This is a genomic window from Caballeronia sp. LZ028 (assembly GCF_031451415.1).
Classification (GTDB): domain Bacteria; phylum Pseudomonadota; class Gammaproteobacteria; order Burkholderiales; family Burkholderiaceae; genus Caballeronia; species Caballeronia zhejiangensis.
In genome coordinates, this window is sequence record NZ_JARUXN010000003.1 from 746,313 (window position 1) to 771,869 (window position 25,557).

26 protein-coding genes are annotated in these 25,557 nt (G+C 61.8%); 5 read left to right on the forward strand and 21 right to left on the reverse strand.

Annotated features, from left to right (window positions below; genetic code table 11):
• Position 1: 1 nt before the first annotated feature.
• Positions 2-1,210 carry a benzoate/H(+) symporter BenE family transporter gene (locus QCE58_RS20570; RefSeq protein WP_250521937.1) on the reverse strand — a complete coding sequence of 403 codons (1,209 nt, stop codon included), beginning with the start codon at positions 1,208-1,210 and terminating at the stop codon, positions 2-4.
• 75 nt (positions 1,211-1,285) lie between these two features.
• Positions 1,286-2,608 carry an MFS transporter gene (locus QCE58_RS20575; RefSeq protein ID WP_033536208.1) on the reverse strand — a complete coding sequence of 441 codons (1,323 nt, stop codon included), beginning with the start codon at positions 2,606-2,608 and terminating at the stop codon, positions 1,286-1,288.
• A 290-nt stretch (positions 2,609-2,898) separates the two neighbouring features.
• On the opposite strand from QCE58_RS20575, the gene QCE58_RS20580 reads away from it, so the two are divergent.
• Complete coding sequence (locus QCE58_RS20580; RefSeq protein WP_200889168.1) at positions 2,899-3,405, forward strand: MarR family winged helix-turn-helix transcriptional regulator; 507 nt, start codon at positions 2,899-2,901, stop codon at positions 3,403-3,405.
• Here QCE58_RS20580 and QCE58_RS20585 read toward each other — a convergent pair whose 3' ends face one another.
• The 13 genes from QCE58_RS20585 to QCE58_RS20645 all read right to left on the reverse strand — a co-directional run bounded on the left by QCE58_RS20585 (position 3,406) and on the right by QCE58_RS20645 (position 17,209).
• Entirely contained in the window at positions 3,406-5,001 is a 1,596-nt protein-coding gene (locus QCE58_RS20585; protein WP_250521938.1) for an MFS transporter, read from the reverse strand.
• Between the two features lie 47 nt (positions 5,002-5,048).
• Positions 5,049-5,672: an N-carbamoylsarcosine amidohydrolase gene (locus tag QCE58_RS20590; RefSeq protein ID WP_250521939.1), complete on the reverse strand. Its 624-nt coding sequence runs from the start codon at positions 5,670-5,672 to the stop codon at positions 5,049-5,051.
• 18 nt (positions 5,673-5,690) lie between these two features.
• Complete coding sequence (locus tag QCE58_RS20595; RefSeq protein ID WP_034470926.1) at positions 5,691-6,725, reverse strand: 2,5-dihydroxypyridine 5,6-dioxygenase; 1,035 nt, start codon at positions 6,723-6,725, stop codon at positions 5,691-5,693.
• Positions 6,712-7,560: an alpha/beta fold hydrolase gene (locus QCE58_RS20600; protein WP_250521940.1), complete on the reverse strand. Its 849-nt coding sequence runs from the start codon at positions 7,558-7,560 to the stop codon at positions 6,712-6,714. Before QCE58_RS20600 ends, QCE58_RS20595 begins: the two co-directional genes overlap by 14 nt.
• 11 nt (positions 7,561-7,571) lie before the next feature.
• Positions 7,572-8,324, reverse strand: a complete 753-nt coding sequence (locus tag QCE58_RS20605) for an Asp/Glu racemase (RefSeq protein WP_034471022.1) — start codon at positions 8,322-8,324, stop codon at positions 7,572-7,574.
• A gap of 34 nt (positions 8,325-8,358) precedes the next feature.
• Positions 8,359-9,324, reverse strand: a complete 966-nt coding sequence (locus QCE58_RS20610; protein WP_250521941.1) for an amidohydrolase family protein — start codon at positions 9,322-9,324, stop codon at positions 8,359-8,361.
• Positions 9,325-9,395: 71 nt separating this feature from the next.
• On the reverse strand, positions 9,396-10,586 hold the full coding sequence (locus QCE58_RS20615; RefSeq protein ID WP_034470917.1) for a 2Fe-2S iron-sulfur cluster-binding protein: 1,191 nt from the start codon (positions 10,584-10,586) through the stop codon (positions 9,396-9,398).
• 10 nt (positions 10,587-10,596) lie between these two features.
• Positions 10,597-11,433 (reverse strand): xanthine dehydrogenase family protein subunit M, encoded by an 837-nt coding sequence (locus QCE58_RS20620; RefSeq protein ID WP_250521942.1) that lies wholly within the window; start codon positions 11,431-11,433, stop codon positions 10,597-10,599.
• On the reverse strand, positions 11,430-13,835 hold the full coding sequence (locus tag QCE58_RS20625) for a xanthine dehydrogenase family protein molybdopterin-binding subunit (protein ID WP_250521943.1): 2,406 nt from the start codon (positions 13,833-13,835) through the stop codon (positions 11,430-11,432). Before QCE58_RS20625 ends, QCE58_RS20620 begins: the two co-directional genes overlap by 4 nt.
• A 20-nt stretch (positions 13,836-13,855) precedes the next feature.
• The gene (locus QCE58_RS20630; RefSeq protein WP_309780184.1) at positions 13,856-14,365 is read right to left on the reverse strand and encodes an aromatic-ring-hydroxylating dioxygenase subunit beta; all 510 of its coding nucleotides are present in this window, start codon (positions 14,363-14,365) and stop codon (positions 13,856-13,858) included.
• Complete coding sequence (locus tag QCE58_RS20635; RefSeq protein ID WP_175980955.1) at positions 14,366-15,658, reverse strand: aromatic ring-hydroxylating dioxygenase subunit alpha; 1,293 nt, start codon at positions 15,656-15,658, stop codon at positions 14,366-14,368.
• On the reverse strand, positions 15,645-16,889 hold the full coding sequence (locus tag QCE58_RS20640) for an NAD(P)/FAD-dependent oxidoreductase (protein ID WP_250521944.1): 1,245 nt from the start codon (positions 16,887-16,889) through the stop codon (positions 15,645-15,647). The genes QCE58_RS20635 and QCE58_RS20640 overlap by 14 nt, the downstream gene beginning before the upstream one ends.
• A 14-nt stretch (positions 16,890-16,903) precedes the next feature.
• Positions 16,904-17,209, reverse strand: a complete 306-nt coding sequence (locus QCE58_RS20645) for a non-heme iron oxygenase ferredoxin subunit (RefSeq protein ID WP_175980970.1) — start codon at positions 17,207-17,209, stop codon at positions 16,904-16,906.
• Between the two features lie 166 nt (positions 17,210-17,375).
• On the opposite strand from QCE58_RS20645, the gene QCE58_RS20650 reads away from it, so the two are divergent.
• Both QCE58_RS20650 and QCE58_RS20655 read left to right on the forward strand, forming a co-directional pair.
• Entirely contained in the window at positions 17,376-17,672 is a 297-nt protein-coding gene (locus tag QCE58_RS20650; protein ID WP_250503250.1) for a hypothetical protein, read from the forward strand.
• 22 nt (positions 17,673-17,694) lie between these two features.
• Positions 17,695-18,819: a DSD1 family PLP-dependent enzyme gene (locus QCE58_RS20655; RefSeq protein ID WP_250521945.1), complete on the forward strand. Its 1,125-nt coding sequence runs from the start codon at positions 17,695-17,697 to the stop codon at positions 18,817-18,819.
• On the opposite strand, the gene QCE58_RS20660 is transcribed toward QCE58_RS20655, so the two are convergent.
• The 5 genes from QCE58_RS20660 to QCE58_RS20680 form a co-directional block, all read right to left on the reverse strand.
• Positions 18,807-19,103 carry a DUF3325 domain-containing protein gene (locus tag QCE58_RS20660; protein ID WP_175980974.1) on the reverse strand — a complete coding sequence of 99 codons (297 nt, stop codon included), beginning with the start codon at positions 19,101-19,103 and terminating at the stop codon, positions 18,807-18,809. The two genes, QCE58_RS20655 and QCE58_RS20660, sit on opposite strands and share 13 nt — an antisense overlap.
• Entirely contained in the window at positions 19,100-20,758 is a 1,659-nt protein-coding gene (locus QCE58_RS20665) for a PepSY-associated TM helix domain-containing protein (RefSeq protein ID WP_409014135.1), read from the reverse strand. The genes QCE58_RS20660 and QCE58_RS20665 overlap by 4 nt, the downstream gene beginning before the upstream one ends.
• Positions 20,725-21,012, reverse strand: coding sequence for a DUF3649 domain-containing protein (locus QCE58_RS20670; protein ID WP_034470895.1), 288 nt, complete (start codon positions 21,010-21,012; stop codon positions 20,725-20,727). Before QCE58_RS20670 ends, QCE58_RS20665 begins: the two co-directional genes overlap by 34 nt.
• 262 nt (positions 21,013-21,274) lie before the next feature.
• On the reverse strand, positions 21,275-21,526 hold the full coding sequence (locus QCE58_RS20675) for a hypothetical protein (protein ID WP_250521947.1): 252 nt from the start codon (positions 21,524-21,526) through the stop codon (positions 21,275-21,277).
• Between the two features lie 79 nt (positions 21,527-21,605).
• Positions 21,606-22,820, reverse strand: coding sequence for a YeeE/YedE family protein (locus QCE58_RS20680; RefSeq protein WP_008348170.1), 1,215 nt, complete (start codon positions 22,818-22,820; stop codon positions 21,606-21,608).
• A 125-nt stretch (positions 22,821-22,945) separates the two neighbouring features.
• Here QCE58_RS20680 and QCE58_RS20685 point away from each other — a divergent pair, with 125 nt between their 5' ends.
• Both QCE58_RS20685 and QCE58_RS20690 read left to right on the forward strand, forming a co-directional pair.
• On the forward strand, positions 22,946-23,626 hold the full coding sequence (locus QCE58_RS20685) for a dihydrofolate reductase family protein (RefSeq protein ID WP_250521948.1): 681 nt from the start codon (positions 22,946-22,948) through the stop codon (positions 23,624-23,626).
• A 112-nt stretch (positions 23,627-23,738) separates the two neighbouring features.
• On the forward strand, positions 23,739-24,461 hold the full coding sequence (locus QCE58_RS20690; protein ID WP_008348173.1) for a DeoR/GlpR family DNA-binding transcription regulator: 723 nt from the start codon (positions 23,739-23,741) through the stop codon (positions 24,459-24,461).
• A gap of 74 nt (positions 24,462-24,535) precedes the next feature.
• Here the strand turns inward: QCE58_RS20690 and QCE58_RS20695 are convergent, their stop codons facing one another.
• Positions 24,536-25,555, reverse strand: a complete 1,020-nt coding sequence (locus QCE58_RS20695) for an ABC transporter permease (protein ID WP_250522019.1) — start codon at positions 25,553-25,555, stop codon at positions 24,536-24,538.
• Positions 25,556-25,557 lie beyond the last annotated feature (2 nt).

The window sequence follows — 25,557 nt, forward strand, 5'->3', positions numbered from 1 at the left end:
TTCACGCGGGCACGTCGCCCGAGCGCGGCTTTTCCACGGCGTAGTAAGCGAGGCACCCCGCCACGACGCCCCAGAAAGCCGCGCCGATACCAAGCAAGGTCACGTCGCTGAGCGTAACGACGAACACGATCATCGCGCTCAGCGGCAACGCCGAACGAAACGCGCTGACGAAAGACTTTTCGAGCACGCCCATCATCGCGAGCCCGGCGAGAATCGCGATATACGCGCCGGGCAGATTCGCCAGCAGAAACACATATGCCGTGGCGAACACGCCGATCGCCACGCATATGACGCCCGCGATCAACGCGCCGATGTAATGCCGGCCATGCGTGCCGCCCGACACGAGAATCGCATTGCTCGGCCCCGCAAGCACCGAAGGACAGCCGCCGAACGGCGCGGTGATCGCGCTCAGTACGCCGCTATAGATCGTCACGAGCCGCAACGACGTGCGATATCCCGATGCCCGCGTCACCGCGATTCCCTGCGCGTTCTGCACGAAAATCACGGTGATGAGCATCGGCAACAAGAGTTGCGAGATCGCGTGAATATCGAAGCGCGGCGCGACGAGCGCAGGCGTCGCCGTCCATGCGCCGCCGCTGTGACTCGGCAAACGGAAGCCCGTTGCGAAGAGAATCGCCGCGCCTGCCAGCATCGCGCCGATGAGCGGCGGCATGGGCGCTGCGTTGCGTCGCTCGAGCCACATCAGCCCGAAGAACGCGATCGACATGCTGGCGCCTATGAGCGGCGCGGCTATCGTCGAATGCACGACGGCCAGCACGTACTTGATGAAGAGTCCGGCGATCATCGCCATGACGATCGCCATGGGCACCCATCGGTCGAGCAGCGCGACGAGGTTCGTCACGCCGAGCACGAGCAGCACCGCGGCGCACACGAGATACGTGCCCACGGCTGCGCCGAATCCGTATTGCGCGATCACCGGCGCGGCGAGAATCGCGCCGGGAATCGTCCACAGAAAGAGCAAAGGCTGACGCGTCTTCCAGCTGATGACGATGCTCGCCAGCCCGTTCATGCCGATCGACGCGAACAGCCACGACGATGTCTGCGCGAAGCTCAAGCCGCCCTCGCGCGACGCGGCGATGATGATCGCGACCGGTCCCGTCGCGGAAAAAGTCATGCTCGCGAACGCAAGCGAAAAGTACAAAAACCATGACCGGCCGATGCCGCTATCGGATGCGCCGCCAACAGACATGTGTCTCGCTCGAACGGAAGCGTTTTCTCGCGTCGGCATCGACGCAGAAAAACGCTGCGGATTGAAGGGCCGGCCTCAATGCGCCATCGATTCGGCATGTACGGGCGCACGCCATGCGAGACCGATGATCACGCCGAGCACGCAAAGCGCGCCAATGTACCAGGCGGGGGCCATCGTGATGCCCTGCCGCCCTACCAGAAACGAGGCGATTGCGGGCGCGGTGCCGCCGAAGATCGCATACGCCGTGTTGTACGAGAGCGCGAAACCGGTGAAGCGCACTTCCGGCGGAAAGCTCTTCACGATGATGTAAGGCCCGAGCGTGATCGTCCCGATCAGGAAGCCGCCGAGGATATACAGCGCCCACACGGACTGACTGCCCGCGTTCAGGTTCATGTAGAACGCGCCGGTGACGAGCAGCATCGCGACACTGCCGATCGCATACGCGCGCCCGCCGCCGATCTTGTCGGCTGCCCATCCAGCGAAGGTGCTGCCGACGATCAGCCCGAAGATCGACCACGAGTTGTTCGTGAAGACATCCTTCGGCGCGAAGTGGAACTGCGATTGCAGGAACGTCGGCGTGTAGAGGAAGTACAGCACGAAGATGCCGGAGAACACCCACGTCGCCAGCAGCGAGACGATCACCGCGCCGCGATGCTCTTTCAGCACGACCGCGAGCGGCAGACGCGCATCCGCTTCACGCTTCGCACGCAGCGCTTCGAACACCGGCGTTTCCTGCAGATAGCGGCGCAAATAAACGGAGATCAGACCGAACGCGCCGCCCGCGATGAACGGCAGACGCCAGCCCCAGCTCTTCAGATCCGCCGGCTCCATGTTGCCGATGAGGAACTTCGCCGACAGCGCGCCGAGCAGAATGCCGGTGCAAAGACCCGACATCAGAAGACCGCATGCGAGACCGATACGATCGCGCCTGACATGCTCGGAGCAGAAGATCCACGCACCCGGCACTTCCCCGCCGACCGAAAGACCCTGCAAAACGCGGCACAAGAGAAAGAGCAACGGCGCGACGATGCCGAGCGTCGCATAGCTCGGCAACAAGCCGATGAGCAACGTCGGCGCGGCCATGAGAAAAAGGCTCAGCGCGAACATCTTCTTGCGGCCGATGCGATCGCCAAAGTGCGCGAAGAAGATGCCGCCGATCGGACGCACGAGATAACCCGCTGCGAAGATGCAGAACACTTCGAGCTGCGCGAGCCATTCGGGCGTCTGCGGCGGAAAGAACACGGTGGCGAGCAGCTTCGTGAAGAACACCGCGACGATGAAGTCGTAGTACTCCAGCGCGCCGCCTAGCGACGCCAGCATCAGCGTCTTGATATCGTTGCGTGACATCGACCGCCCATGAATGGCGACGTCGTCCGTCTGTACCGGGGTAGAACTCATCTTTGGCTCCAAACTCTGAGTGAGGTGACGTTCAACGCATTCGCCATTTAATCAGCATGCTGATTATTCATGCGCGCCTTCTTCACCTGCGCATGACCCTGTGCGACGCATCGTTCTATTGACTTCGCGTATTGACTTCAATCATTGACATCCGGCGCTCCAGCCATCAGCATTTCGTCAGTACGCTGACGGATAGATTTGTATCCGGAAAAAATTGGGAGCGCAACTGTGATTGCACCTACAATCTTTAGATTCCTGCGTGGCAAAACTTCTTCGATAAAGGGTTAAGGATGAGTACCGTTGCCGATAAAAAAGCTGCTGTTTCCGATGGCGGCATCGAGACCGGACACTTGTGGCAGCGGCCGGGGTTTCTGATCCGGCGGCTCAATCAGATCCATATCGCGCTCTTCTTCGAGTGCTGCAAGGACTTCGCCATCACGCCCGTGCAGTACGGCTTGCTGACCACATTGAGCGAGCGGCCCGGTCTCGACCAGACATCGCTGTGTGCGGAAGTGGGCGTCGATCGCACGACGATGGCCGACGTGCTGCGCCGTCTGGAGGAACGCGGACTCGTCAAGCGCGAGCCGAGTCCGCACGACGGGCGCCTCAAGATCGCGAACATCACGGCGAAAGGACGCCGCACGATGAAGGACATGTACGGCAGCATGCGTGAAGCTCAAGTCAGATTCCTTGGCCCGCTGAGCCCCGAAGATCGCGCTCATTTCGTGCGAATGATGATGCAGCTCGTCGAAGGCAATAACCAGTACGGCCGCACTTCCCTGAAGCATTTCGACTGACTATCGCGTGATATCGCGGCGGTACGTTTCGGGCACGAAGAGCGCGCCGACCGCGAACGACACTACCGCGATCACGATCGGATACCAGAGCCCGAAGTATACGTTGCCGCGCGCCACAGCCATCGCCGACACCACGAACGGCAGCATTCCGCCGAACCAGCCCGAACCCAGATGGAACGGCAACGATAGCGACGTATATCGAATGCGCGCCGGAAACAGCTCGACCATGAATGCGGCCATCGGGCCGTAGACCATCGCGAGATAAAGCAGCAGAAGCCACATCAGAAATACGACCATTGGCGCGTTGATTTTCGACGCATCCGCATGCGCCGACCAGCCCGAGGCGATCAACGCCTTTTCCAGTTCGCGTTTGTCGCTTCCATGAACGACGATCGAGCCGATTTGCGTCGATGCCGCTTCTCCCGCTTGCAACGGAGCGCGGTCATACGAAACACCCGATGCGCTGAGAAACGAGCGTATGCGATCGCATTCCGTCACTGGCGCGGAGAACAGCGTAAAGCGGCAATCGTCCGCGTGGACCGTGACAGGTGCGCGCTTCTGAAACGCTTCCAACCGAGGATTCGCGTAGTGCGTGAGCGCATGAAAGATCGGTTGCGTCGTCGCGGCGAGCAACAGGCACGCGAGCATCATGATCCACTTTCGTCCAATGCGATCCGATAGCCAGCCGAACACGAGGTAGAACGGAAATACCGCGATCAATGCAATCGCGAGGAACAGGTTCACCGTATTGGGCGCGACTTTCAGCGTGTTCTGCAGAAAGTACATGGAGTAGAAATGTCCAGTGCCGAAGACGACACCCACGCCCGATGCCGTGCTGAACAGCATGATCAACACGTATTTGAGGTTCGCCCATTCGCCGAAGCTCTCGCCTATCGGCGAAGTCGATAACCTGTTCGCGCGCTTCATCTCACGAAAGGTCGGCGATTCGGCGAGCTTCGTGCGCAGATACACCGAGATCGCGAGCAACACGATCGACACGAGGAACGGCACGCGCCAGCCCCAACTCTGGAATGCGGCTTCGTCCATCGATGCACGGCTGATGCTGACCGCCGCGATCGATGCGAGCAGGCCCAGCGTCGCTGTCGTTTGCAGCGAGCTCGTATAAAAGCCGCGCCGATCCACAGGCGAATGTTCCGCGAGATAGGTCGCCGCGCCGCCCGTTTCGCCGCCGAGCGCGAAGCCTTGCAAGAGCCGCAACGCAACGAGCAAGCCAGGCGCCGGCATGCCGATCTTGTCGAACGACGGCAGCAAGCCCACGCCGATGGTCGCGACGCCCATCAACACGATGGTCGCCATGAACGTGTACTTTCGCCCGATGCGATCGCCGAGCCTGCCAAAGAAGAGCGCGCCGAGCGGACGTACGAGGAAGCCCGCACCGAACGTCGCGAGACTCGCGAGAAAGGCCACCGTATCGTTGCCGCTCGGAAAGAACAACGTGCTGAACGTGCCCGCTAGCGCAGCGTAGATATAGAAGTCATACCATTCGAGCAACGCACCGAACGAAGACGCGACGATCAGCGTGAATTCATGACGCGTGACTGCGCGGTGCGACCGCTCCGAAAGAGACGTGGCCATGTCGATCCCATGCGCCCTGGCATCAGGCGAGCCGTGCTACGAGATGATCAAAGATCTTTGAGCAATTCGAGCGCTTCATCACGCTTCATCACGGCAGCGTATTTCTGCGCCATGTCGAAGAGATTCGCCTCGTGCGGCGCAATCGCGCGATCACCGACGCAATCCGACAACACGAATGGACGAAATCCGTATTGCATCGCATCGACGACGGACGACCGCACGCAACCGCTCGTCACTGCACCCGCGACGACGAGCGTTCGCACGCCATGCTGCGTGAGCCATGCCGCGAGCGACGTCCCGAAGAACGCCGATGGCGCTGTTTTGCGCACGACGAGTTCGCCTGCGCGCGGCGTGAGCTGCGGCACGATCGCGCTGTCGTGCGAATCTTCCTTCAGCGCGAGCAGGCCCGGCACTTTCATCGTGAAGACGTTGTGATCGGAGTCATCGTCGGCGAAGACGATACGGCTATGTGCAACCGGCCAGCCCTTCTCGCGCGCATGCGCAAGCAAGGGCACGGTGTTCTCGATGGCTTGCGGAATATTGCCGCCGCCGAACACGTCGGGATTCGCGAAGCCGTTCACCAGATCGACGATCAAAAGGCCGACCGGCGCTTTCGGTTCGAGCGTCGAGCCGAAGCTCTGACGCTTGTAGGTTTCGATATCGTGGGACATGTGCGGGGTTTTCCTGGGTCAGCGGTCGAGGACCACGCCATCGCGCACGACGGCTTCGCCATCGAGGAATACATCGCAATGACGCAGCGGAATGTCGATATGACAGGTCGTCGAGCGGCTGCCGCCGGCTTCGTTATTCGGTCCGAGCGAAAACAGGAAGTTGCCTTCGAACGCGCGCGCATCCATGCCGATGGTCGCCTCGCGATCGTAGAGCCCGAGCGTCGACCAGTGAGCGCGCGGCTGCAGGCCCCAGCCAATGTGCGAAATCGCGTAGGCCTCTGGATCGTTGAACGTCGCCATGTATTCGCTTAGCAATTGCGCGTCGATGCCGCCTTCGATGCGCTTTGCATAACCGCCTTCGACGGTCAGTTCGATGCGTTCCTGCACATAGCTTTTCTGCGGCAACAAAATATCGCCGCGATCGATCACGATGCGGCCATGCGCCTTGCCATCGTTAGGAAACGTCAGCGCGAATCCGCTTGGCCAGTGATCCCAGCGCCCCGGTTCATCGACGAAACCGTATTCGGCGATCGGTTCGAACTCGCCGAGCGGACAGCGAAAATCCGTCCCCGCGGCGGAGACGATATGCATCTCCTTAGCGCGCGCGATGCGCGCCCGTGCGGCGAGCACGCGTTCGCGATCGGCGGGTGTCGGCACGAGGCGCGTAAGCACTTCGGGTGGCTCGACCGCGAGCAGGATCTTCGTGCCGGCCTTGAGTATGTCGAGTTGCTCGGGCGAGAACAGCAAGGTCATCAGATCGAGCACGAGATCGCTTTCCTTCAACGCGGCAATCGCGGCCCGGTTGCCGGTCAACGGCGTCGTGCCGAGATACGCGAGGGAATCGCGGCTCAACGCCTTCTCGCCGTTCACCGGCGGCAAGTCGAGGCGATTGACGATTGCGCCCATCGCTTGCGTCGCGATCAGTGCGGTCGATAGCGTTTGCGGATGCGTCGACGCGCTCGTGAGAATGGTGACGGTCTGCCCTGCTTCGAGACGCGAGAGCTCGAGCACCTTCGTCCACGCATCGACCATCTGATAATCACTGACTGGCATGATTGCCTCCTTCAACGAGCGTCGGAATGGATGCCCCGAGGAAATCGCCGAGCGCGGCGTGAAAGCCAGCTTCGTCGTCCCACGGAATCATGTGACCAGCGTCACGCACGCGCGTGTGCTGAAGATGCGGCACGAGTGCGCGAATCTCTTCGACGTCTTCGTCGCGCACGACGTCGCCTCTGCCCGCGGTGACGAGCAGCGCGGCAATCCGCAGATGCGCGAGATCGGCGTGAATGTCGTCGGTATGGAAGCCTTCAAAGCTCGCGCGTATCGCGCGTTCGTCACATGTATGAAGCCACTCCGCGCGCAACGCGAGTTGTTCATCGGTCCATGTGGGACAGAAGGCGCGCATTGCGTCGGCCGTCATGCCTTCGCGCGACTGCCGGATAGAATCGATGTACCACGGCAATTGCGACGGATAGCCACGACGTCCCGGTCCCGAAACGGGCGGATCGATCATCGCGAGACGCGTCATGCCCGCGGGCTGCGAACGCGCAGCGCGTATGCCGATGCGCGCGCCCATCGAGTGACCGACGACGCTGTAGCGCTCGAATCCCAAAGTAGTTGCGAACGCAACCAGATCGGCGGCTTGTGCGTCGAGGCTGTAGTCGAGCGAATCCGATGCCGACGACAAGCCTCGTCCGCGCACATCGAGCACATAGGTATCGAACACTTGGCCAATATGCTCCGCGACGAAGCCCCACGTCACCGCAGGACTCGTAATGCCCGGCACGATGATCACCGGATCGAGTCCCGTGCGTGCGCCACCGTAACGCAGATAGTGCTGACGGATGCCATTCGCCTGAACGTTCGCGCCGTACAGATAGGTCGACATGTCGCCCTCGCTCAATATGCGCCGGACAGCAACGCGCCCGCGCCCGGCACGACGGCTTCGAGACCGAGTTGCTTGAGCATCGCATAGGTCGTCGCGACGGCCGCGGTGACGACCGGCTTGCCCGTCATTGCCTCGACCTTCGCGATCACCGGCAACGAAGGCATCTGCACGCATGCCGACAGCACGATGGCATCGGCTTCCTCATATCGCATCGACATGACGATCTCGGGAAGGCGGCTCGGATCATGACGCGCGACTTCGAGATTGTCGGGAATCTCGAGCGCGCGATAGTCGATCACGTCGTAATCCTCATTGCGGATATAGTCGACCACGAGTTCGGTCAACGGCTTCATATAAGGCGTGACGACGACCACGCGCTTCGCGCCGATCACCTTCAATGCATCGACCAGCGCGCCCGCGCTCGTGATGACGGGCGCATCGCCGCCGTTGTCGACGGTGCGCTCGTGCAAGCGCTTTTGCGACACGCGATGATAGCCATGACCCATCGCCATGATCGCGACGAGACACGCATAGCCGAGCACATCGACGCGCGCATCGGAGAGTTCAACTGCGCAGCGGTCCGACTCAGCATCCATCGCGGCGAGTTCTTCCTTCACGACCTTTTTCATCCGCATGCGGCTCGAATGAAACGTGAAGCGCTCGGGGCGAATCGTCTGGCGCGCGAGCAACATCGCGGGAATCTCGGTCTCCATCGTCGTGTTCGAACTCGGCACGATCTGGCCGATGCGGTAGTGCTTGGTCATGTGCTGCTCCATGTGCTTGTGTTCTTCGGGGTGGTCAAAGGCGGAAGAGGCGTTCCGCATTGCCGTGACAGACGAGCGCTCGCGTGGCGTCGTCGAGCGGCGCGCGTTCTATGAAGTCCGCTGCGATCTCCGTCGATTCATACGGATAGTCAACCGAGAACATCACCGCTTGCGCACCCATTTCGCCGATCGCGCCGATGAGCGCCGGGGCCGAGCAAACGCCCGAGGTCGTGATCATGATGTTCGTACCGATGTAATCCGAAGGCGTGCGTTCAAGACTCAGGCCATGCGAATAAACCGCGAAACGGCTGTCGAAGCGCCAGCGCAAGAACGGCAGACCTTCGCCCATGTGCCCGAGAATGATCTTCAGATTCGGGAAGCGATCGAACACGCCGCTGAACAGCAGGCGCAATGCGTGGCTGCCGGTTTCGATGCCCCAGCCCCAAGTCGCGCCGCTGAGTTCGGGATGACCGTCGAGCACGCGCGGGCTCACGAATGCATCCGTCGGATGCAGATATAAAGGTACGTCGAGTTCCTGCATCGTCGCCCAGAAGGGATCGTAAGCGCGGTCGTCGTAGTAGGTGCCGAGTGTGTGACCATTGACGAGCGCGCCCTTGAAGCCGAGTTCGCGCACGGCGCGCGTCAGTTCATCGGATGCGGCCTTCGCGGTATGCATGGGCAACGTCGCAAAGCCGCCGAAGCGCAACGGATGACGCGCGATCTGCTGCGCGAGAAAGTCGTTGCTCGCCCTCGCGCGGCTGATCGCGAGCGCCGCATCCGGCTCGCCCTGCACGCTCGGGCCCGTTTGCGAAAGTATCGTGTAGTCGATGCCCGCGCGATCCATTTCGACGATGCGCTGTTCGTCGAAATCGGTCAGGCGCGCGGCGAGATCGCGCAGGACTTCAGGCGCGATGTGCTGCGTGAAGCTCTTCGAATAGCTCTGGAAACCGGGCGTGCTGAAATGCTCTTCCAGGGCGATCTTGCGAATCCGCTTGTTCATTTGAACTCCATTTGATCAGTAGGCTGACGATATGATCGTGCGACGAGCCGGGACCGGCTCATCTCGCGTGCTCAATCGCCCTTTCCGAAAAGCTGTTTGATGCGCGCCCAGATGACGCTCCACACGAGGCTGCCCGCATTGAACTTCGCGGACGATGACGACAGCGCCGCCTCGGGCGCCGCGTTACCGCCGAGCTGCGCCGTGATGCGCGCGCCGAAATCCGCGATCATCCTGCGCACGAAATCCTTCACGAGGCCCGAACGCGAGAACTGCGCGAGCGGTCCTTGCAACATGTATTCGAGCGTGACCGCGACCCGCGTTTGCGCGCCCCCGCCTTCGCTCGTCAATGCATATGTCACATCGCCATTCGCTCGCGAACGGCTGATGTTGTCCTGCCCCGCTCCACGCATGACCGCGCGATGCGCGGCATCGTCGCGTTCCAGGCGCGCCGCGCCAGCGAAGTTCGCCGACATCGGTCCGAACTTGATCGCGATCTTGCCCTTCACGCTTTCGCCGTCGTGCTCCACGAGTTCCGCGCCCGGAAGACACGACGTGACCGAAGGCAGATCGCCCATGAACGCCCACACCTTGTCGAGCGCGAAGGGAACGACGAAGCTGTCGTCTATTGCGGTCCACCCTTTGCGTTGCGCGGCGGGTTGATCCGTCGATGCAGTGCTCGCGGCCACGGGTGCCTGCGGCGCGGCAACCGGTGTAGCGGCGAACGTCTGAAACGCTGGCGCCGAAATAGTTGCATCGCTAACTATTGCGCGTGCGATAGGCGCATCCGCAATCGGTTCCGCTTTCAGATCGGCGAGAACCGCCTTGATCGCAGCGACGATGCCCATATAGCCTGTGCAGCGGCACAGATTGCCCGACAGTTCGAGCCGGATGCGTGCTTCGTCCGCATCGGGAAAGCGGCGCACGATATCCCGCGCGGTGATCAGCATGCCGGGCGTGCAATAACCGCATTGCAGGCCGTGATGGATCGAGAACGCACGACGCAGACGCTTCATCAGTTCGTCGTCGTCGAAGCCTTCGATGGTGCGTATGTTCTGCTGATCGCAAGCGACGGCGAATGTGATGCACGAGCGCACCGGTTCGCCATCGACGAGCACGGTGCAGGCGCCGCACACGCCGTGCTCGCAACCGAGGTGCGTGCCGGTCAGGTTGTGTGCATCGCGAAGAAAGTCGCCGAGATGCACGCGCGATTCGACATCCTCGCGCACGGATCGATCGTTGATAGTAAGTTCGATGACGGACATGGCAGTCTCTTTAAACCGTATTCGCGTTCGACGCGCCGAACGCCTGCAGAAGACAACGTTCGAGCGCTGCGGTATGAATCTGCCGATCGATGCCGTCCGCGTTCGGCATCGCACTCGTCACGGCTTGCGCGAGCGCTTCGCCGTTGGCGGCAGACGGGCCGCGTTGCGCGATCTGCCGTGCGAGATCATCGAGTGCGGCCGGCGGGCCATCGAGCGCGCCGAGCACGATGCGCGCGAGTCCCGTGCGTGCATCGAACGCAGCCGCTGCGCTTGCATGTGCGAATTCGCCGGTCTTGCGGCACAGCTTGTAATAACCCCAGCGAAGCGTCGGACCGAGCTTCGGCAGCAACACGGCGGTAATGATCTCGCCGTCAACGAGCAACGTCGTGAACGCACCCAGCATGAATTCGCTCACGCGGACTTGCCGCGCGCCGCCTGCTTTCGATAGCTCCAGACGGGCATCGACAGCGGACAATGCAAGCGGCCAGTCGGCGGCGGGATCGGCATGAGCAAGACTGCCGCCGATGGTCCCGCGATTGCGAATCGCACGATACGCGATGCCGCCCGCCACATGCTGCATGTACGGATGACGCAGCAGTGCGTGCTTGCCGTCTTCGATCTCCGCATGCGTGACCGCCGCGCCGATACGCACGTGATCGCCCGCGTCGGAGACACTGCGCAGGTCCGCGATGCGCGATACATCCACTACGCGGCCAGGTCGTGCAAGCCGCAAGTTAAGCATCGGGCCCATCGACTGACTGCCCGATATCGGCTTTGCGCGAGTCAACTCCTTGAGCGCGTCGGGCAATGACATCGCCCTTACATACTCGAACGCAGCGGCTTTCATCCCGCCACCTCCTGACTGAGTTCTTCCTTGCGCGCCGCCTTGCGAGCCTTCGCGGCCTCGATCGCGGCCAGCAAACGGCGCGGGGTCAACGGCGTTTCTGACACGAGCGCGCCGATGGGCGTGAGCGCATCGTTCACTGCATTGAAGAGTGCAGCCGGCGGCGCGATCGCTCCGCCCTCGCCCACGCCCTTCGCGCCGAATTCCGTATAAGGCGACGGCGTTTCCATATGGATGATCGTCAGCGACGGCAACTCGGTCGGTCCCGGCAATATGTAGTCGGCGAGTGTCGACGTGAGCGGTTGCGCGTTGTCGTCGTAGAGCGTTTCCTCATAGAACGCGGTGCCGATGCCTTGCGCCGTGCCACCGATTGTCTGCCCTTCGACGACCATCGGATTGATCATGCGACCGCAATCTTCGACGATCACATAGTCGAGAATCTCGACGTCGCCTGTCCTCGGATCGACGGCGACTGCCGCCGCGTGCGTCGCATAGCTGAACGCGCCGGTATCGACCTTCGGCTTGAAGCCTTGCGTCGCTTCGAGACCCGCGAGATTCACGCCCGCAGGCAAGCGCTCGGGACGGAGATACCATGCAGCCGCGATCTCCTGAATCGTCACGCGGCCCGTTACGCCGATCACTTCACCGTTCTCGAAGCGCACCGCTTCCTGTTCTTCCCCAAGCAGATGTGCGCCGATGAAAAGCAGACGCGGCACGAGTTCGCGGCACGTCGCGGCCACCGCGCCGCCAGCCATCACGATGCTGCGCGATGCGTACGTGCCTGTCGAATACGGCGTAAGGGCGGTATCGCCATGCACGACCTTGATCTTTTGCAGCGGCACGCCGAGCACTTCGTTCGCGATCTGCGCGAGCGTCGTCTCCATGCCTTGTCCGTGCGAGTGGATGCCCGCGCGCAGTTCGAGTCCTCCATCGGCCGTGATACGCACGGTCGCGAGATCGTATCCCGGCACGACCGGCAAGCCCCATGATGCGAAGACGGCCGTGCCATGCGCCGATTGCTCGGTGAACGTCGCGAATCCGATGCCGACGAGACGCCCATCCTTCTCGCCCTCTTTCTGCCGTGCGCGCCACTTCGGCACATCGAGTTGCGCCACTGCGCGTCGCAGGCTCTCCTGGAAGTCGCCGCTGTCGTAGTGTTTCTTCACGACATTGGTATAAGGCATGTCCGCGCCACGCACGAGATTGTCATGGCGCACTTCCCACGCTTCGCGTCCGACCGCGCGCGCGATCGCATCCATCGTGAGTTCGATTGCGAAGCACACGCCCGTGCGCGCTACGCCGCGATACGGCAGAAAGCCCGGCTTGTTGGTCGCGGCGCATTGCGTACGGCAGCGATAGCCGCTCAAATCGTAAGGCCCCGGAAGGTTGCCGAGCGCCTGCCCTGTTTCAAGACCGATCGTAAAGGGCCATGCGGAGTACGCCCCGCCGTCGATCAAAAGCTCCGCATCGAGCGCGAGCAGACGGCCGTTCGTATCGGCATACGCAGTGAGTTCGTAGTGATGCTGACGCGAGTTCGCGCCCGCGATCAAATGCTCGCGCCGATCCTCGATGAAACGAAAAGGCTTCTTGTACGTCAGCGCGAGCCACGCAATGCACAGCTCTTCCTGCTGCAACACGCACTTGTAGCCGAACGCGCCGCCGACATCGGGCGAAATGACGCGCACCTGCGCATGATCGATGCCGAGACATTGCGACAGCACCGTGCGAATCATATGCGGCACTTGCGTCGAGGTGATGACCACGAGTTGCGAATGCGTATGGTCCCAATACGCGAGCACGGCCTTGCCTTCCATCGGCACCATGCATTGACGCGCGAGATCGACCTTCTGCTTGACGACAACGGGCGCGTCCTTCGAACGCTCGTCGAAGTCGATGTCCGCCTTGAGGTCCAGAAAGAGATTGTCCGTCCAGTGATCGTGCACGCGCACGTCGGTGCGTTCGCGAGCGGTGAACGCGCTGGCGAAGGCTGGCAGCTCGTCGAGATCGAGCTCGATTTCCTCGGCGATATCTTCGGCTTGCGCGCGGGTCTTCGCGAAGCACATCGCGACCGGCTCGCCGACGAAGCGCACCTTGCCCGATGCGAGCGGCGGATGCGACGAAGGCTTGTACGTCGGCAGGCTCGAATCGGCGACGATATCCGTGGCGTCGTGCATGTCGTCGCGCACGATCACCTGTGCCGCATGACTCGCCGGCTTGCCGATATGCACGATACGCGCATGCGCAACCGGACTGCGCAAGAACGCGACCTCCTGCAGATCGGGAAACGTGTAGTCGGCGACGAACTTGCCCTTGCCATGAAGATGCCGCTCGTCTTCGCGCCGCCTCACGCGCACGCCGACGCCACCGCTTTCGGCTGGCGCTTCCATGTGTTCCGTGTCACTCATGCGCTCTCTCCCAACGATGTTCAGACAGGGTAGGCGAGATCGTTCGCGATCATCGCGGTGTCGTAGACAGCCTGTCTTTCCTTCAGCAGAAGAACGTTACCATTGCGCGCGAAGCGGTCAAAAAGCCTGCCCTCCTCATGCAGCGTAGTCGCGCCTTCGACGAGCGTTTGCAGCAGCATGTAGTTGCTCTGCGCGACGATTTCCTCGTCGGTCGCGTTCAAGATACGCACGTTGGAAACGAAGTGCAGCATTTGACGCGGCGCGAACATCTGCGTGCGCGCAATCGCGACCGCACGATCGCGCAGCATGTCGCGTCCTTCGGCGTAGACGAGCCCGACGGGAAATCCATTGGCCGCGTTCTCGTATTCGGTCACGCGATAAAGACAGTTCTCGGTAAAGAATTCAGGCCAGCGCTCGATGTCCCCGCCATCGAGCGCCGCGCAATACTCCGCATGAAAGTCTTCGACCGCCGCGCGTGCGATCAGCGCCTTGTCGTGCGCGATGTTCTGTTTTTCGAATCCTGGCAGCATCTAGAACCCCATCACTTCACGATAGTGCTTGTACATGGCGCGAATGGCGGCTTCGGAGATCAGGTTGTCGGCCGTTCCGATCTTGTCGCCATCCAGCTTGATGATGCTGCGGTCGCTCACCGAGCGGCGCACGCCTTCCTGAACGAACTTCATCGCTTCGTTGTCTTCGAGGCCGAGAAAGCCCGACGGTCCCATCAGATTGCCCTGACGCAAACGGTGACGCACCATGTCTTCCGTGTCGTCTTCATAACCGAACATCGTCCAGAGCATGATCATGCTGTTCGGTCCGTTCGGCACGATATGTCGAATGCCGAGCGTATTCATCTCGCGCTGCACGATGAGGTTCGGCCAGATGGTCTGCATCGTCACCGACCATTCGGAATCGAACTCCTTGATGAATTCGAGGAAGCGCTCGTCACGCAAGATCATGCCGTCGTGGAAGGAACGCATCTCCTTCTTCTTGTCTTCATCGATGGTGGCGTAGAGCGAATCGCTTTTTGCGGAGGCCATCGTGCCGTGAATGCCGTATTTGCTGTCCGCGACCATCGCCGAACGATTGCCCGCCACGAGCAGGCCGAACACGACGAGGAACGAGTGCAGCAACGTCGCGTGATACGGGTCCTTCAAGTTCTCGTGATACATCTTCCAGTTGCACGGCAGCTCGTTCTTGTAGAAGCCGAGCACGCGCAGGCGCTTGCCGTTGAACACTGCGTCGAAGTCCTCGAGTATCTCGGGCGTGAGATAGTCTTCAAGCGATTCCATGTCCTGCGTGAACGATGCGAACACGACCCCATTGCGCGTCGCAACCGCAAGTTTGCGAAGACCGTGATCATCGTTGCGGAAATCCTTCGGCATGCCGCCCAGCTTGTTCACCCCACGCCGGAACGGCACGCCTTGCAGATTGCCCTTGAGGTCATACGACCATTGGTGATACGGGCACACGAACTCCTTGTTGTTGCCGCGGCTATGCCGGCAGAACTCCGCCCCGCGATGCGCGCAGCGGTTTTCGAACACGTTGATCGAGCCGTCTTCCGCGCGCGATACGACGACCGGCGTCGGGCCGACATACGAGCGCTTGAAATCGCCGGAATTGGGCACTTCCGCTTCGAGCGCGACGAAGTTCCAGGTGCGCCCGTGGAAGATCCGTTCGACTTCGCGCGTATAGACCGCCTCGCTCGTGTACACCCAGTCCGGGATGCATTGCAGCCCTTCTTCGGGCCAAACGAGCCCTTCTATCGGCGGGTTTTTCGATTGAGGCGTATGAATGCCGATGATCGTTTCAGACGAGTACACCTTGATCTCCCGAGTGTGTTGAGCGAACCAGCTTGTCGAGCTGGCGCAGCTTGATCGTGGGGTCGGCGAGCATGCGAGGATCGACCGCAACGGCTTCTTCGACGAGCCTTCTGATGGCGCGCAATTCGCCGCCTTGATTGATCGCGAGCACATGCGCGATGACGCCGCCGCGCAGACCCATCAGCACGGTCTTGTCATCGACGCCCGCGCGTTCGATCCACTGATCGATCTCGCCATCGGGCAGGCCGAGCATCTGGATGTTCCAGTCGTATTGGTCGGTCCAGAACCACGGCGTCGGTGCATAAGCAATCTCTTCTCCGGCGATGTTGCGCGCCGCCACGATCGCCTGTTCCTGCGCGTTCTGCCACGATTCAAGACGCGTCGCGCGACCGTTTGCGCCGTATGGGAAGTTGGCGCAATCGCCTGCCGCATAGACATTCTCGGCGGACGTGCGGCAATGCCGATCGACGACGATGCCGTTGTTCGTCGCCATGCCCGCAGCTTTGGCGAGTTCGTCGTTCGGCTCCTGGCCGATAGCGATCACGCCCAAGTCGAACGGCGTTGCATCGACTTGCACGCCGTCCGCGTGCTCCGTGACTTGCAGATGCTTCACGTCGAATATGAAGCGCACGCCGTGAGTTTCGTGCTTCATGCGCAGACGTTCGGCGAACATGGGCGGCAGCGCGCGGCTCAGCAAGCCCGATGCCGTTTCGAACACGCTCACGTCGAGGCCGCGCGTTCTTGCGCTCGCCGCGAATTCCAACCCTAGAAATCCAGCGCCGATCACAGCCACCGATTGCGCCGTTTCGAGCCGCGCACGCAAGCGCATCGCATCGTCGAGCGTGCGCAGATAGAACGTATGCGGACCTTCCGGCGCGCCCGGCAACTGCCGCGCACGACCACCCGTCGTCAGGATGCAATGGTCGTAGCGCAGTTCGCCATTACGTTCGAGCGTCGCGACGCACGATTGCGTATCGAGCCGCAGCACTCGATCGTTGAGCCATTCGATGCGCGCATCGCCGTATCGCTCGACGGCATGCACCCAGCCGTTGAAGCAATCGTCATCGTCCTTCGCGATGAGGACATCCTTTGACAGCGGCGGCCTTTCATACGGCGCATGACGCTCATCGCCGACCAGCACGATGCGCCCTTCATAACCATGCGTGCGCAACGCTTCTGCCGCGCGCGCGCCAGCCTGCCCCGCTCCGATGATCAATGCAGTCCGAGTCATGATTTGCGCGTGCATCAAAGATCGACGTAGATCTCGCCGCCTTCCACCTGCACGCCGTATACGCGAATCGGTTGCGTGACTGGCGCGCAAAGGGCAGCGCCCGTGCGGATATCGAAACGCCCCTGATGCAGCGGACATTCGATGCAGCCGTCTTCCATATAGCCGTCGCTCAAGAGCGCGAACTGGTGCGTGCAAACGTTGTGCGTGGCATGCACTTCTCCGTCGAGCAAATAGAGCGCGATGCGCTCTTCGCCGATCGTCACGCCGAGCGGTTCGTCTTCCACTAGATCGGCGAGCTTCGCCGCGAACTTGAGTGCCATTCGTCGTCCCTTCGAAAATCGATCAGTATGCTGATGAATCTGTTGTTCGTATGCTAGCAGGACTTTTCGCCGAGTCAACCGATCAAAAATAATGGCTTTCCCGTAGAGAATCCGGCAAGAACGCGTTCGTGCGATGATTCGAAGATTCGTCCCATCGATCAGCGTCATGCCTTCCACCGCCGTCACGCGCACGAACCCGCTGCCGCTCGCGAGCATTGGCTTCATCCTTGCATCGATGCTGTGCCTCGCAATTGTCGATCCGCTCGCGAAAGCCATCGCGCTGCGCTATCCCGCCAACGAGCTCACGTTCTTTTGCATGTTGTTCGGCCTGATTCCGCCCGTGGCGATGTGCGCTGTCGGCCAGCGCTCGCTGATCGATCGCGTGAAGCGGCTCGGCTTCAGGGGACAGACCTGGCGCTGCCACGCAACGGCGATAGCGCTGCCGACGGGACCGATCGCCTGATCATCGCTCGACCAAGGACATCATGAATCTCGAAGCACTCGACACGCCCGCCGCGATCATCGATATCGCGCGAATGCAGCACAACATCGACCGGATGCAGACGCGCATGAACGCGCTCGGCGTGAAGTTCCGGCCGCATGTGAAGACGACGAAATGCGCCGGCGTCGTGCGCGCGCAGATTGCAGCAGGCGCGCAAGGCATCACCGTATCCACGCTGAAAGAAGCGGAAGCATTCTTCGCGGCGGGCATCGACGACATTCTCTACGCGGTGGGTATCGTGCCCGCGAAGTTGCCGCGCGCGATGGCCCTCAAGCAAAAAGGCTGCGATCTGAAGATCATCGTCGACAACGCGTCGGCGGCATCGGCGATCGTCGCGTATTGCAAGCACGCGAACGACATATTCGAAGTGTGGCTCGAAATCGATACGGATGGTCATCGTTCAGGCCTCGCGCCCGATGACGACGCGCTCATCGAGATCGGCCGCGTGCTTCAGGAAGGCGGCATCGAAGTCGGCGGCGTGATGACGCACGCTGGCTCCAGCTACGAATTGAACGATCAAGAAGCGCTCGCCGCGCTCGCGGAACAGGAGCGCGCGGGATGCGTGCGCGCGGCCGAACGGCTTCGCGCTGCGGGCATCGCATGCAGGACCGTGAGCGTCGGCTCGACGCCGACCGCGCTCGCCGCGAAGCATCTCGAAGGCGTCACCGAAGTGCGCGCCGGCGTTTATGTGTTCTTCGATCTTGTGATGGCGAACGTCGGTGTTTGCGATGCAAACGATATCGCGTTGAGCGTGCTCACGAGCGTCATCGGTCATCAACCCGACAAGGGCTGGGTCATCGTCGATGCGGGATGGATGGCGATGAGCCGCGACCGCGGCACGTCGAAGCAGACGCACGATTACGGTTATGGACTTGCATGCGCGCTCGACGGTACGCCTCTCGAAGGCTGCGAACTCGTCGGTGCGAATCAGGAGCACGGCATTCTCGCCGTCGAATGTCGCGATGAGATCACGAAGCGGTTTCCGATCGGCACGAAGCTGCGCATCCTGCCGAATCATGCATGCGCGACGGGCGCGCAATACCCCGAGTACCAGGCGTTAGCCGCCGACGGCAGCACCACCGCATGGCCGCGCTTTCACGGCTGGTGAGATCGACGAGCGGAAAGCCGCTCATAAACGATGAGACCGCCAAACACGATTCCCGCCGAAACACTCGTGCAGCCGCTATAGCTGACGAGGCCGAGCGCCCATCCTTGATAGTCGACGATGAAGCGCAGCGCGAGCACGAGACCGCACCATCCTGCTATTCGAAAGCCGCGCGTTTGCCCTGCGCGAAGCGCGCGGCCGAATAGCATCATCTGATGACGATCCATCGAGACCGCGAGGCAAGCGAAGGCCATCAGGCAGAAAACGATGCGCAAGAGATGCGTCATGCGCTTTCCTTTTCGCGCTCGGGCATGACGGCACGCGCCGCGACGCGCTTGCCAACGGGCTTCGTGCGCGGACGATGGCGTGTCACGCGTATCGCCAATGCCGCATGCAGCAGGGCGAATGCCCACATCATCAGATCGAAGCCGGCGAACACCCAATCGCCTTGCGCGATGCTGCGCCACAAGGGCCGGTTCGTGGTCAGCGCATTGAGCGCCGGCACGAGCGCGAGCATCGCCGTGGCGAGCCAAAGCAGTTCGATCCACGCGCGCCTTGCGGGACGCACGAACGCATATAGCAGCGTCGCGCCCCACATCGCGAAGAAAACATTGACCTCGGCATCGTCACGCGCGGCGATGCCGAGCGGCAGCAGCCGATTGCCCCACAGAAAGCTCGTCATCGCGATGGAAAGTCCCGCGATGCTCGCGATATTCAAACGTTCGACGAGCCAGAAGCCGGCGTACGGCCGCGCCGGGTCGGCCAGCTTCTGACGGCGCTTGACCGTCCACATGACGAGCCCCGTGCCGACCATCGCCGTGCCCGCGAGACTGACGATGAAGTACAGCCAGCGCAGTTGCATATCGCTGAAGCGTCCGAGATGCAGCGCATAGAGCACGCCGCGCGTTTCGGCCGCGCCGCCCACGCTGTCCTTCACTTCGATGAGCTTGCCCGTCACGCCATCGAAGAGCATGTACTGCGGACTCATCGACACGCGCGACGCCTCACCTCGCGAAACAGCCACGCGCGCGGTGCTGTCGCCGGGATTGGTGATCGTCACGCGACCGACCTTGTCGCGGCCCCAGCGCGCTTGCGCTTCGCGCACCATCGCATCGACGGGTGCAAGCGGCGCGTTCTGTCCGGAAGACTCGCGAGGCTGAATGAACGCGCTGAGTTGCGAAGTCATCGCGGCGCGTTCGGCGGGTGTCCTGAAGGCGGTCTGCGCGCCCCACGGCATGTACATCGCCATCAACGTGACGAGGCCGGTGTAGGTGATCATCGCGTGAAATGGCAGACCGAATACCGACAGCGCGTTATGCGCGTCGAGCCATGAACGCTGACCCTTGCCCCATCGAAAAGTGAAAAAGTCGACGAAAATTTTCTTGTGCGTAATGACGCCGCTCACGATCGCGACGAGCATGAACATGGCGGACAGGCCCGCGAGCCAGCGCCCCCATAACACCGGCATGTAATAAAACTGGAAATGAAAGCGATAGAAAAATTCACCGCCGAGGGTCTCGCGCGCGGTTGTGCGCTCGCCCGTGACCGGATCGAAACGGGCTGATTCGAATGCGCGCTTGCCCTTGGATGCGCCCGGCGTACGCCAGAACGAATCGATGACGCTCGTGCGTTCGTCCGGCAATGCGAAGCTCCACTGCGTACTGCCCGCCGCGATCTTGCCGAGCGTCTCGACGACGCGTTGCGCGACGAGCGCCGCATCCGGCATGTCGCGCTGCTGCGCTTGCTCGGGCCGCATCCATTGCGACGTTTCGTCCTTGAAGTAGCTGACGGTCCCGGTAAGGAACATCGCGTAGAGAATCCAGCCTGCGAGCAGGCCCGCCCACGTATGCAGATCGGACATGCTCTGGCGAATGCCGCGGCCTTTCGCTTTGGAATCGCGCGCGCTTTTCACGAGACGTGTCCTCCCGGCCATACCGTCCATGCGGCCATCAACAGCGGCACGGCGATGAACGCGAGCCCGCTCCATGCCCGACGCGCGCTGCGAACCGCGAACACCCAGATCACCGCGCACACGTAGACGACGAAGCTCACGAGCATGCCGGTGAGCACGGCTTGCGGCTTGCTCATCGGCAGGGCGAGTGCCGCGACGCTCGCGAGCGCGGCGAGCGCGTATCCGCCGAATATCGCGGCCACGATGCGAGAGACGAGCGGGCCGTGCCGGACGAGCGCGCTCATTGGTCGTGTACGCGTCGGCGCGTCATAAGCTTTCAAGGCGTTCTTATGCGAAAGATTGGCCGGATGCACGTCTGCAACGACGAGACGGAATCAGGCGCGTTGAGGTGCGCGTTGCGCGGCGTAAATGATAATAATTATCAATAACGCTCCGCAAGCTTGTCAAGCAACGCTTAAAAGTGGAACGCTGTGGCGCGATCGCGCGAACAGAATGCGATGCGCGTGTGGCGCATCGGCAAGGACAGAATGGACGAACTGGCGGCGTTTATTCTTTGCCCGTGACCCACTTTTTCGTCGCGTGATAGCCGCGCTTCGACGTATCGGCGATGGCATGTCCGGCCGATTTCGCGCCGTCGCCGATGGCGTGCGCCGCATCGCGCGCCGCATGTCCGGTCTGGCGCCCGGCCGATTTCACGTCTTCCTTGAACTGATGGGCGCCCGATTCGACGCTCGCATGTGCCAACGGGCCGAGCGCGATCAGCAAGGCCGGAACGATGAGCAAGATGGTCTTTTTCATGCCGGCGATTTTCGCATATCGCGCGGACCGCTCCGTTCCGAAAAAAAACGGAACGAACGTGTCACGCGCGGTGTAACTCTCAGCAAGCCGTCGGCCGCACGCGCTCGACTTCGAGTCCGAAAAACGGACGCAGTCGCGTGCCGACTACATTGCCGAAGAAGGCCGCGACGAGCCACAGCCAGCCATGCAGGCTGCCCGATACGATGCCGCTGAAATACGCACCGATGTTGCAGCCGTACGCGAGCCGCGCGCCATAACCGAGCAGCAAGCCGCCGACGATCGCCGCGATCAGCGAGCGCATCGGCACGCGCCAGACGGGCGCATAGCGGCCCGCGAGCGCGGCGGCGAGCATCGCGCCGAGCACGATGCCGATATCCATCACGGATGTAACGTCGTGAGAAATCGGCGCGGCGAGCGCGGCCGCGTTGGCCTTGCTCATCCAGTATGGCCAGCTCGCGGTATCGACGCCGAACAGGGCCGCCGCTTTCGCGCCCCACAACGCGAACGCGGACGTGATGCCCCATGGACGCCCGGACAGTGCGAGCGTCGCGAAGTTGAGCACGGCGAGGGCGATGCCGCCTGCCACGAGCGGCCACGGTCCATGCAGCCATGGCGATGTATGCGCCGGCTGCACGTGCGCGGCGACGAGCTTGCCATGACGGCGCTTCTCGATGACGACCGTGACCGCCGCGATCAGCGCGAACACGATCCAGTTGACGGCGAGCGCGGGCCCCGCGCCGAGCGTCTTCACGAGCGATACCGGTTGCATTTGCGGCAATGCGGTCCAGAACGGCATGTGCGCGGTCGCGATGACGGAACCCGCGATGAACGCAGCGAGCGTCACGATCATTCGCGTGCTGCCGCCGCCGACCGTGTACAACGTGCCCGACGCACAGCCGCCGCCCAGTTGCATGCCGATACCGAAGATGAACGCGCCCACGACCACCGACGTCCCTACCGGCGACACGAGCCCGGTCACCGGCGTGCCGAAAAGCGACCCTGCCGCGAGCGCGGGAAAGAACAGCGCGACGCCGACCGCGAGCATCAGCATCTGCGCACGCAGCCCGGCGCCGCGGCCATCGGAGATGAACACGCGCCACGCCGACGTGAAACCGAACGCCGCGTGATAAAGCGAGACGCCGAGCAGCGCGCCGACCACGTAAAGCGCAGCCTGGCGCGCGCCGACGGTTTGCCCGAGATACACCGCGCCGAGCACGATCAACAACGCGGCGATGCCGAGCGGCTTCGGATCGATATCCGCGCGGCGTGCAAGAGGAGTAGCGAGATCTGACATGACGATAAGCGTTTCGAAAAAATGCGGAAGAGCTACTTATTTTCTCGCGTTTGGCTGATCTTCGCAGGCGGCACAGCGCTTGCATCGGCCGATGCATCGAAGCCCTTTCCTGCACGGAGAAGAAGATGCATATCGTCTGTCACATGATGTCGTCGATCGACGGCCGCAGTCTCACCGATAACTGGAACCTCGATTTCGCGTCGCCCACCTACGAAGACACCGCCGCGCGCTTCAACGCCGATGCGTGGGTATGCGGCCGCGTCACGATGCAGGAAATCTCGCATGGCAAGGACCGCGACTATCCGCGCGGGCTCGCGAAGCGTCCGATTCCACGCACCGATCATTTCGCGAAACGCGACGCGAGCCAGTACGCGATTTCCATCGATCCGAAGGGACGTGTCGCCTGGAAGAGCAATACGGCGCTCGAATCGCATATCGTCGAAGTGCTGAGCGAGAGCGTCGATGACGATTACCTCGCGTATCTGCAATCGATCGACGCATCGTATGTGTTCGGCGGCAAGGACGATATCGAACTGAAGCGCGTCGTCGAAACGCTCGAACGCGAGTTGAAGATCAAGAAGCTGATCGTCGAAGGCGGCGGACATGTGTCGGGCGCGTTCGTCAATGCGCAGCTTGCCGATGAAGTCAGCGTGCTGATCATGCCGCTCGTCGATGGACGCGAAGCGCATACGTCGTCGTTCGAAGTCGCGATGGACAAGTGGAAAAAGCCCGCCTACCTCAAGCTGGATTCCATCGAAAAACTGGAACACGACGTCGTGTGGCTGCGCTATACGCGCAAGTCCTGAACCTCGGGATTTACCCGCGCCACCGCATGCAAGCCGTTAAAAATGCGGCTTGCATTGTTATAATTCTTTCATCCCGCGAATAAAAGCTAACATCATTCCTCGCGCCGCTCCGATGGCCAAGAACGACCGCCTGCGTGCCCTTTCCGGCGCGCTCGAAAAACAGAACGTGATGCGTCTGCGCGATGCGGCCGCGCTGCTCGGCGTTTCGGAGATGACGGTGCGCCGCGATATCGCCGCGCATCCCGGCCAGTTCACCTATCTCGGCGGCTATATCGTCAGCGCCGCCGATGTCCCCAACGCGGGCTACACGATCGAGGAAGAGAAAGACCATTTCGCGCAAGCGAAGGCGGTCGCTTCGAATCACGCGGCGCGTCTGCTCGCGGATAGCGAAACCATCTTCATCGATTGCGGCACGACGCTGACCACGCTCGCGCGGCAGATTCCCACGGAGATGCATCTCACTGTCGTGTGCTATTCGCTCAATGTCGCGGAAATTTTGCGGCGCAAGCCCAACGTGCGGATGATCCTGCTCGGCGGCGTCTATGTGCCGTCATCGGAATCGTTCGCCAGCGACGAGAGCGTCGAAACCTTGCGGCGCATGGGCATCAACAAGGCGTTCATGTCGGCGGGCGGCGTCGATGAAGCGCGCGGCGTGACGTGCTGGAACTTTCATGAAGTCGCCATCAAGCAAGCCGCGATGGCGAGTTCGGTGGAACGTCATCTCGTCGTCGACGCGAGCAAGTTCGGCAAGGTCAAGGCCGTGCGCTTCTCGCAGCTTTCCGAGTTCGATTCGGTGATTACCGAGGAAGGTCAGAAGCTCCGCAAACGCGTCTGAATCGTTCCGATAAAAATCAGAAAGGCTCGTTCAGGTTTCGAACGAGCCTTTTTTGTTCCGCTTTTCGAAGGGCGTTACTGTCTGCGTCCCAGCGCGAACAACGTCCCCGCAACGAGAATGAACGCGCCGATGATGACCTTCTGCCAGGTGCTCGGCACGCCGATGAGAATCAGCACGCTATTGATGAGCGTCACCAGCACGACGCCCAAAAGCGTACCCACCACCGTTCCCGTACCGCCCGTGATGCGGGCACCGCCGAGAATCACCGCCGCGATCACATCGAGTTCCGTGCCGACGAGATCGAACGGGTTCGCAAGCCGGTTCGTCGACACGTGCAGGATGCCCGCCACGCCCGCCAGCAAGCCGGTATAGCCGAACACGAAAAGATGAATGGCGCGCAAGTTATAACCGAGACGTTCTGCAATGGCGAGCGAGCCGCCCATCGCATAGACGCCGCGGCCCATCATCGTGCGATTGAGCAGCCACCAGGTCACGATCGCCGCGATCACGAGCGCGAGCACGGACACCGGCAACACCGCGCGCAAGCCATCCGGCGTGTGATAGAAAAACAGCGGCAGGCGCCCGAACGTATCCATGCTGTGCGGAATGTTCATGAAGAACTGCGTGCCGACGAACGTCAGCAACAATCCGCGATACAAATATTGCGTGCCGATGGTGACGATCAGCGAAGGCGCTTTCAATCGATGCACGAGCATGCCGTTGATGACGCCGAGAATCACGCCGCCGATTGCGCCCGCAAGCAGAATCAGCACGAACGGGCACTCCGGCCACCAAGCGAAGACAGCTTTCGTGATCGAATACATCGTCAACGCGGCGATTGCCGTGAACGACACGTCGATGCCGCCCGACGCCAGCACGACGAGCGTGCCGAGCGCGAAGAGCGAGACCGTCGTCGCGGAATGGAGCATGTCGAACAGTGTCGCGAACTGGAAGAAGCGCGGATTGATGCTGCCCACGACGAGACACGTCACCACGATCAGCCCGACCGTGAACCACTCCGGATTGCGCATCAGTTGCGCATGCAGATTGCCCTTGCGCACGCGCGGCGCGACCTGGGCCGCGTGTTGCGGCATCG

Excerpts from the sequence above, each read along its gene's own strand:
- QCE58_RS20570 (WP_250521937.1), bottom strand. The coding sequence starts at position 1,210 with ATGTCTGTTGGCGGCGCATCCGATAGCGGCATCGGCCGGTCATGGTTT.
- QCE58_RS20575 (WP_033536208.1), bottom strand. The coding sequence starts at position 2,608 with ATGAGTTCTACCCCGGTACAGACGGACGACGTCGCCATTCATGGGCGG.
- QCE58_RS20580 (WP_200889168.1), top strand. The coding sequence starts at position 2,899 with ATGAGTACCGTTGCCGATAAAAAAGCTGCTGTTTCCGATGGCGGCATC.
- QCE58_RS20585 (WP_250521938.1), bottom strand. The coding sequence starts at position 5,001 with ATGGCCACGTCTCTTTCGGAGCGGTCGCACCGCGCAGTCACGCGTCAT.
- QCE58_RS20590 (WP_250521939.1), bottom strand. The coding sequence starts at position 5,672 with ATGTCCCACGATATCGAAACCTACAAGCGTCAGAGCTTCGGCTCGACG.
- QCE58_RS20595 (WP_034470926.1), bottom strand. The coding sequence starts at position 6,725 with ATGCCAGTCAGTGATTATCAGATGGTCGATGCGTGGACGAAGGTGCTC.
- QCE58_RS20600 (WP_250521940.1), bottom strand. The coding sequence starts at position 7,560 with ATGTCGACCTATCTGTACGGCGCGAACGTTCAGGCGAATGGCATCCGT.
- QCE58_RS20605 (WP_034471022.1), bottom strand. The coding sequence starts at position 8,324 with ATGACCAAGCACTACCGCATCGGCCAGATCGTGCCGAGTTCGAACACG.
- QCE58_RS20610 (WP_250521941.1), bottom strand. The coding sequence starts at position 9,324 with ATGAACAAGCGGATTCGCAAGATCGCCCTGGAAGAGCATTTCAGCACG.
- QCE58_RS20615 (WP_034470917.1), bottom strand. The coding sequence starts at position 10,586 with ATGTCCGTCATCGAACTTACTATCAACGATCGATCCGTGCGCGAGGAT.
- QCE58_RS20620 (WP_250521942.1), bottom strand. The coding sequence starts at position 11,433 with ATGAAAGCCGCTGCGTTCGAGTATGTAAGGGCGATGTCATTGCCCGAC.
- QCE58_RS20625 (WP_250521943.1), bottom strand. The coding sequence starts at position 13,835 with ATGAGTGACACGGAACACATGGAAGCGCCAGCCGAAAGCGGTGGCGTC.
- QCE58_RS20630 (WP_309780184.1), bottom strand. The coding sequence starts at position 14,365 with ATGCTGCCAGGATTCGAAAAACAGAACATCGCGCACGACAAGGCGCTG.
- QCE58_RS20640 (WP_250521944.1), bottom strand. The coding sequence starts at position 16,889 with ATGACTCGGACTGCATTGATCATCGGAGCGGGGCAGGCTGGCGCGCGC.
- QCE58_RS20645 (WP_175980970.1), bottom strand. The coding sequence starts at position 17,209 with ATGGCACTCAAGTTCGCGGCGAAGCTCGCCGATCTAGTGGAAGACGAA.
- QCE58_RS20650 (WP_250503250.1), top strand. The coding sequence starts at position 17,376 with ATGCCTTCCACCGCCGTCACGCGCACGAACCCGCTGCCGCTCGCGAGC.
- QCE58_RS20655 (WP_250521945.1), top strand. The coding sequence starts at position 17,695 with ATGAATCTCGAAGCACTCGACACGCCCGCCGCGATCATCGATATCGCG.
- QCE58_RS20660 (WP_175980974.1), bottom strand. The coding sequence starts at position 19,103 with ATGACGCATCTCTTGCGCATCGTTTTCTGCCTGATGGCCTTCGCTTGC.
- QCE58_RS20665 (WP_409014135.1), bottom strand. The coding sequence starts at position 20,758 with ATGGACGGTATGGCCGGGAGGACACGTCTCGTGAAAAGCGCGCGCGAT.
- QCE58_RS20670 (WP_034470895.1), bottom strand. The coding sequence starts at position 21,012 with ATGAGCGCGCTCGTCCGGCACGGCCCGCTCGTCTCTCGCATCGTGGCC.
- QCE58_RS20675 (WP_250521947.1), bottom strand. The coding sequence starts at position 21,526 with ATGAAAAAGACCATCTTGCTCATCGTTCCGGCCTTGCTGATCGCGCTC.
- QCE58_RS20680 (WP_008348170.1), bottom strand. The coding sequence starts at position 22,820 with ATGTCAGATCTCGCTACTCCTCTTGCACGCCGCGCGGATATCGATCCG.
- QCE58_RS20685 (WP_250521948.1), top strand. The coding sequence starts at position 22,946 with ATGCATATCGTCTGTCACATGATGTCGTCGATCGACGGCCGCAGTCTC.
- QCE58_RS20690 (WP_008348173.1), top strand. The coding sequence starts at position 23,739 with ATGGCCAAGAACGACCGCCTGCGTGCCCTTTCCGGCGCGCTCGAAAAA.
- QCE58_RS20695 (WP_250522019.1), bottom strand. The coding sequence starts at position 25,555 with ATGCCGCAACACGCGGCCCAGGTCGCGCCGCGCGTGCGCAAGGGCAAT.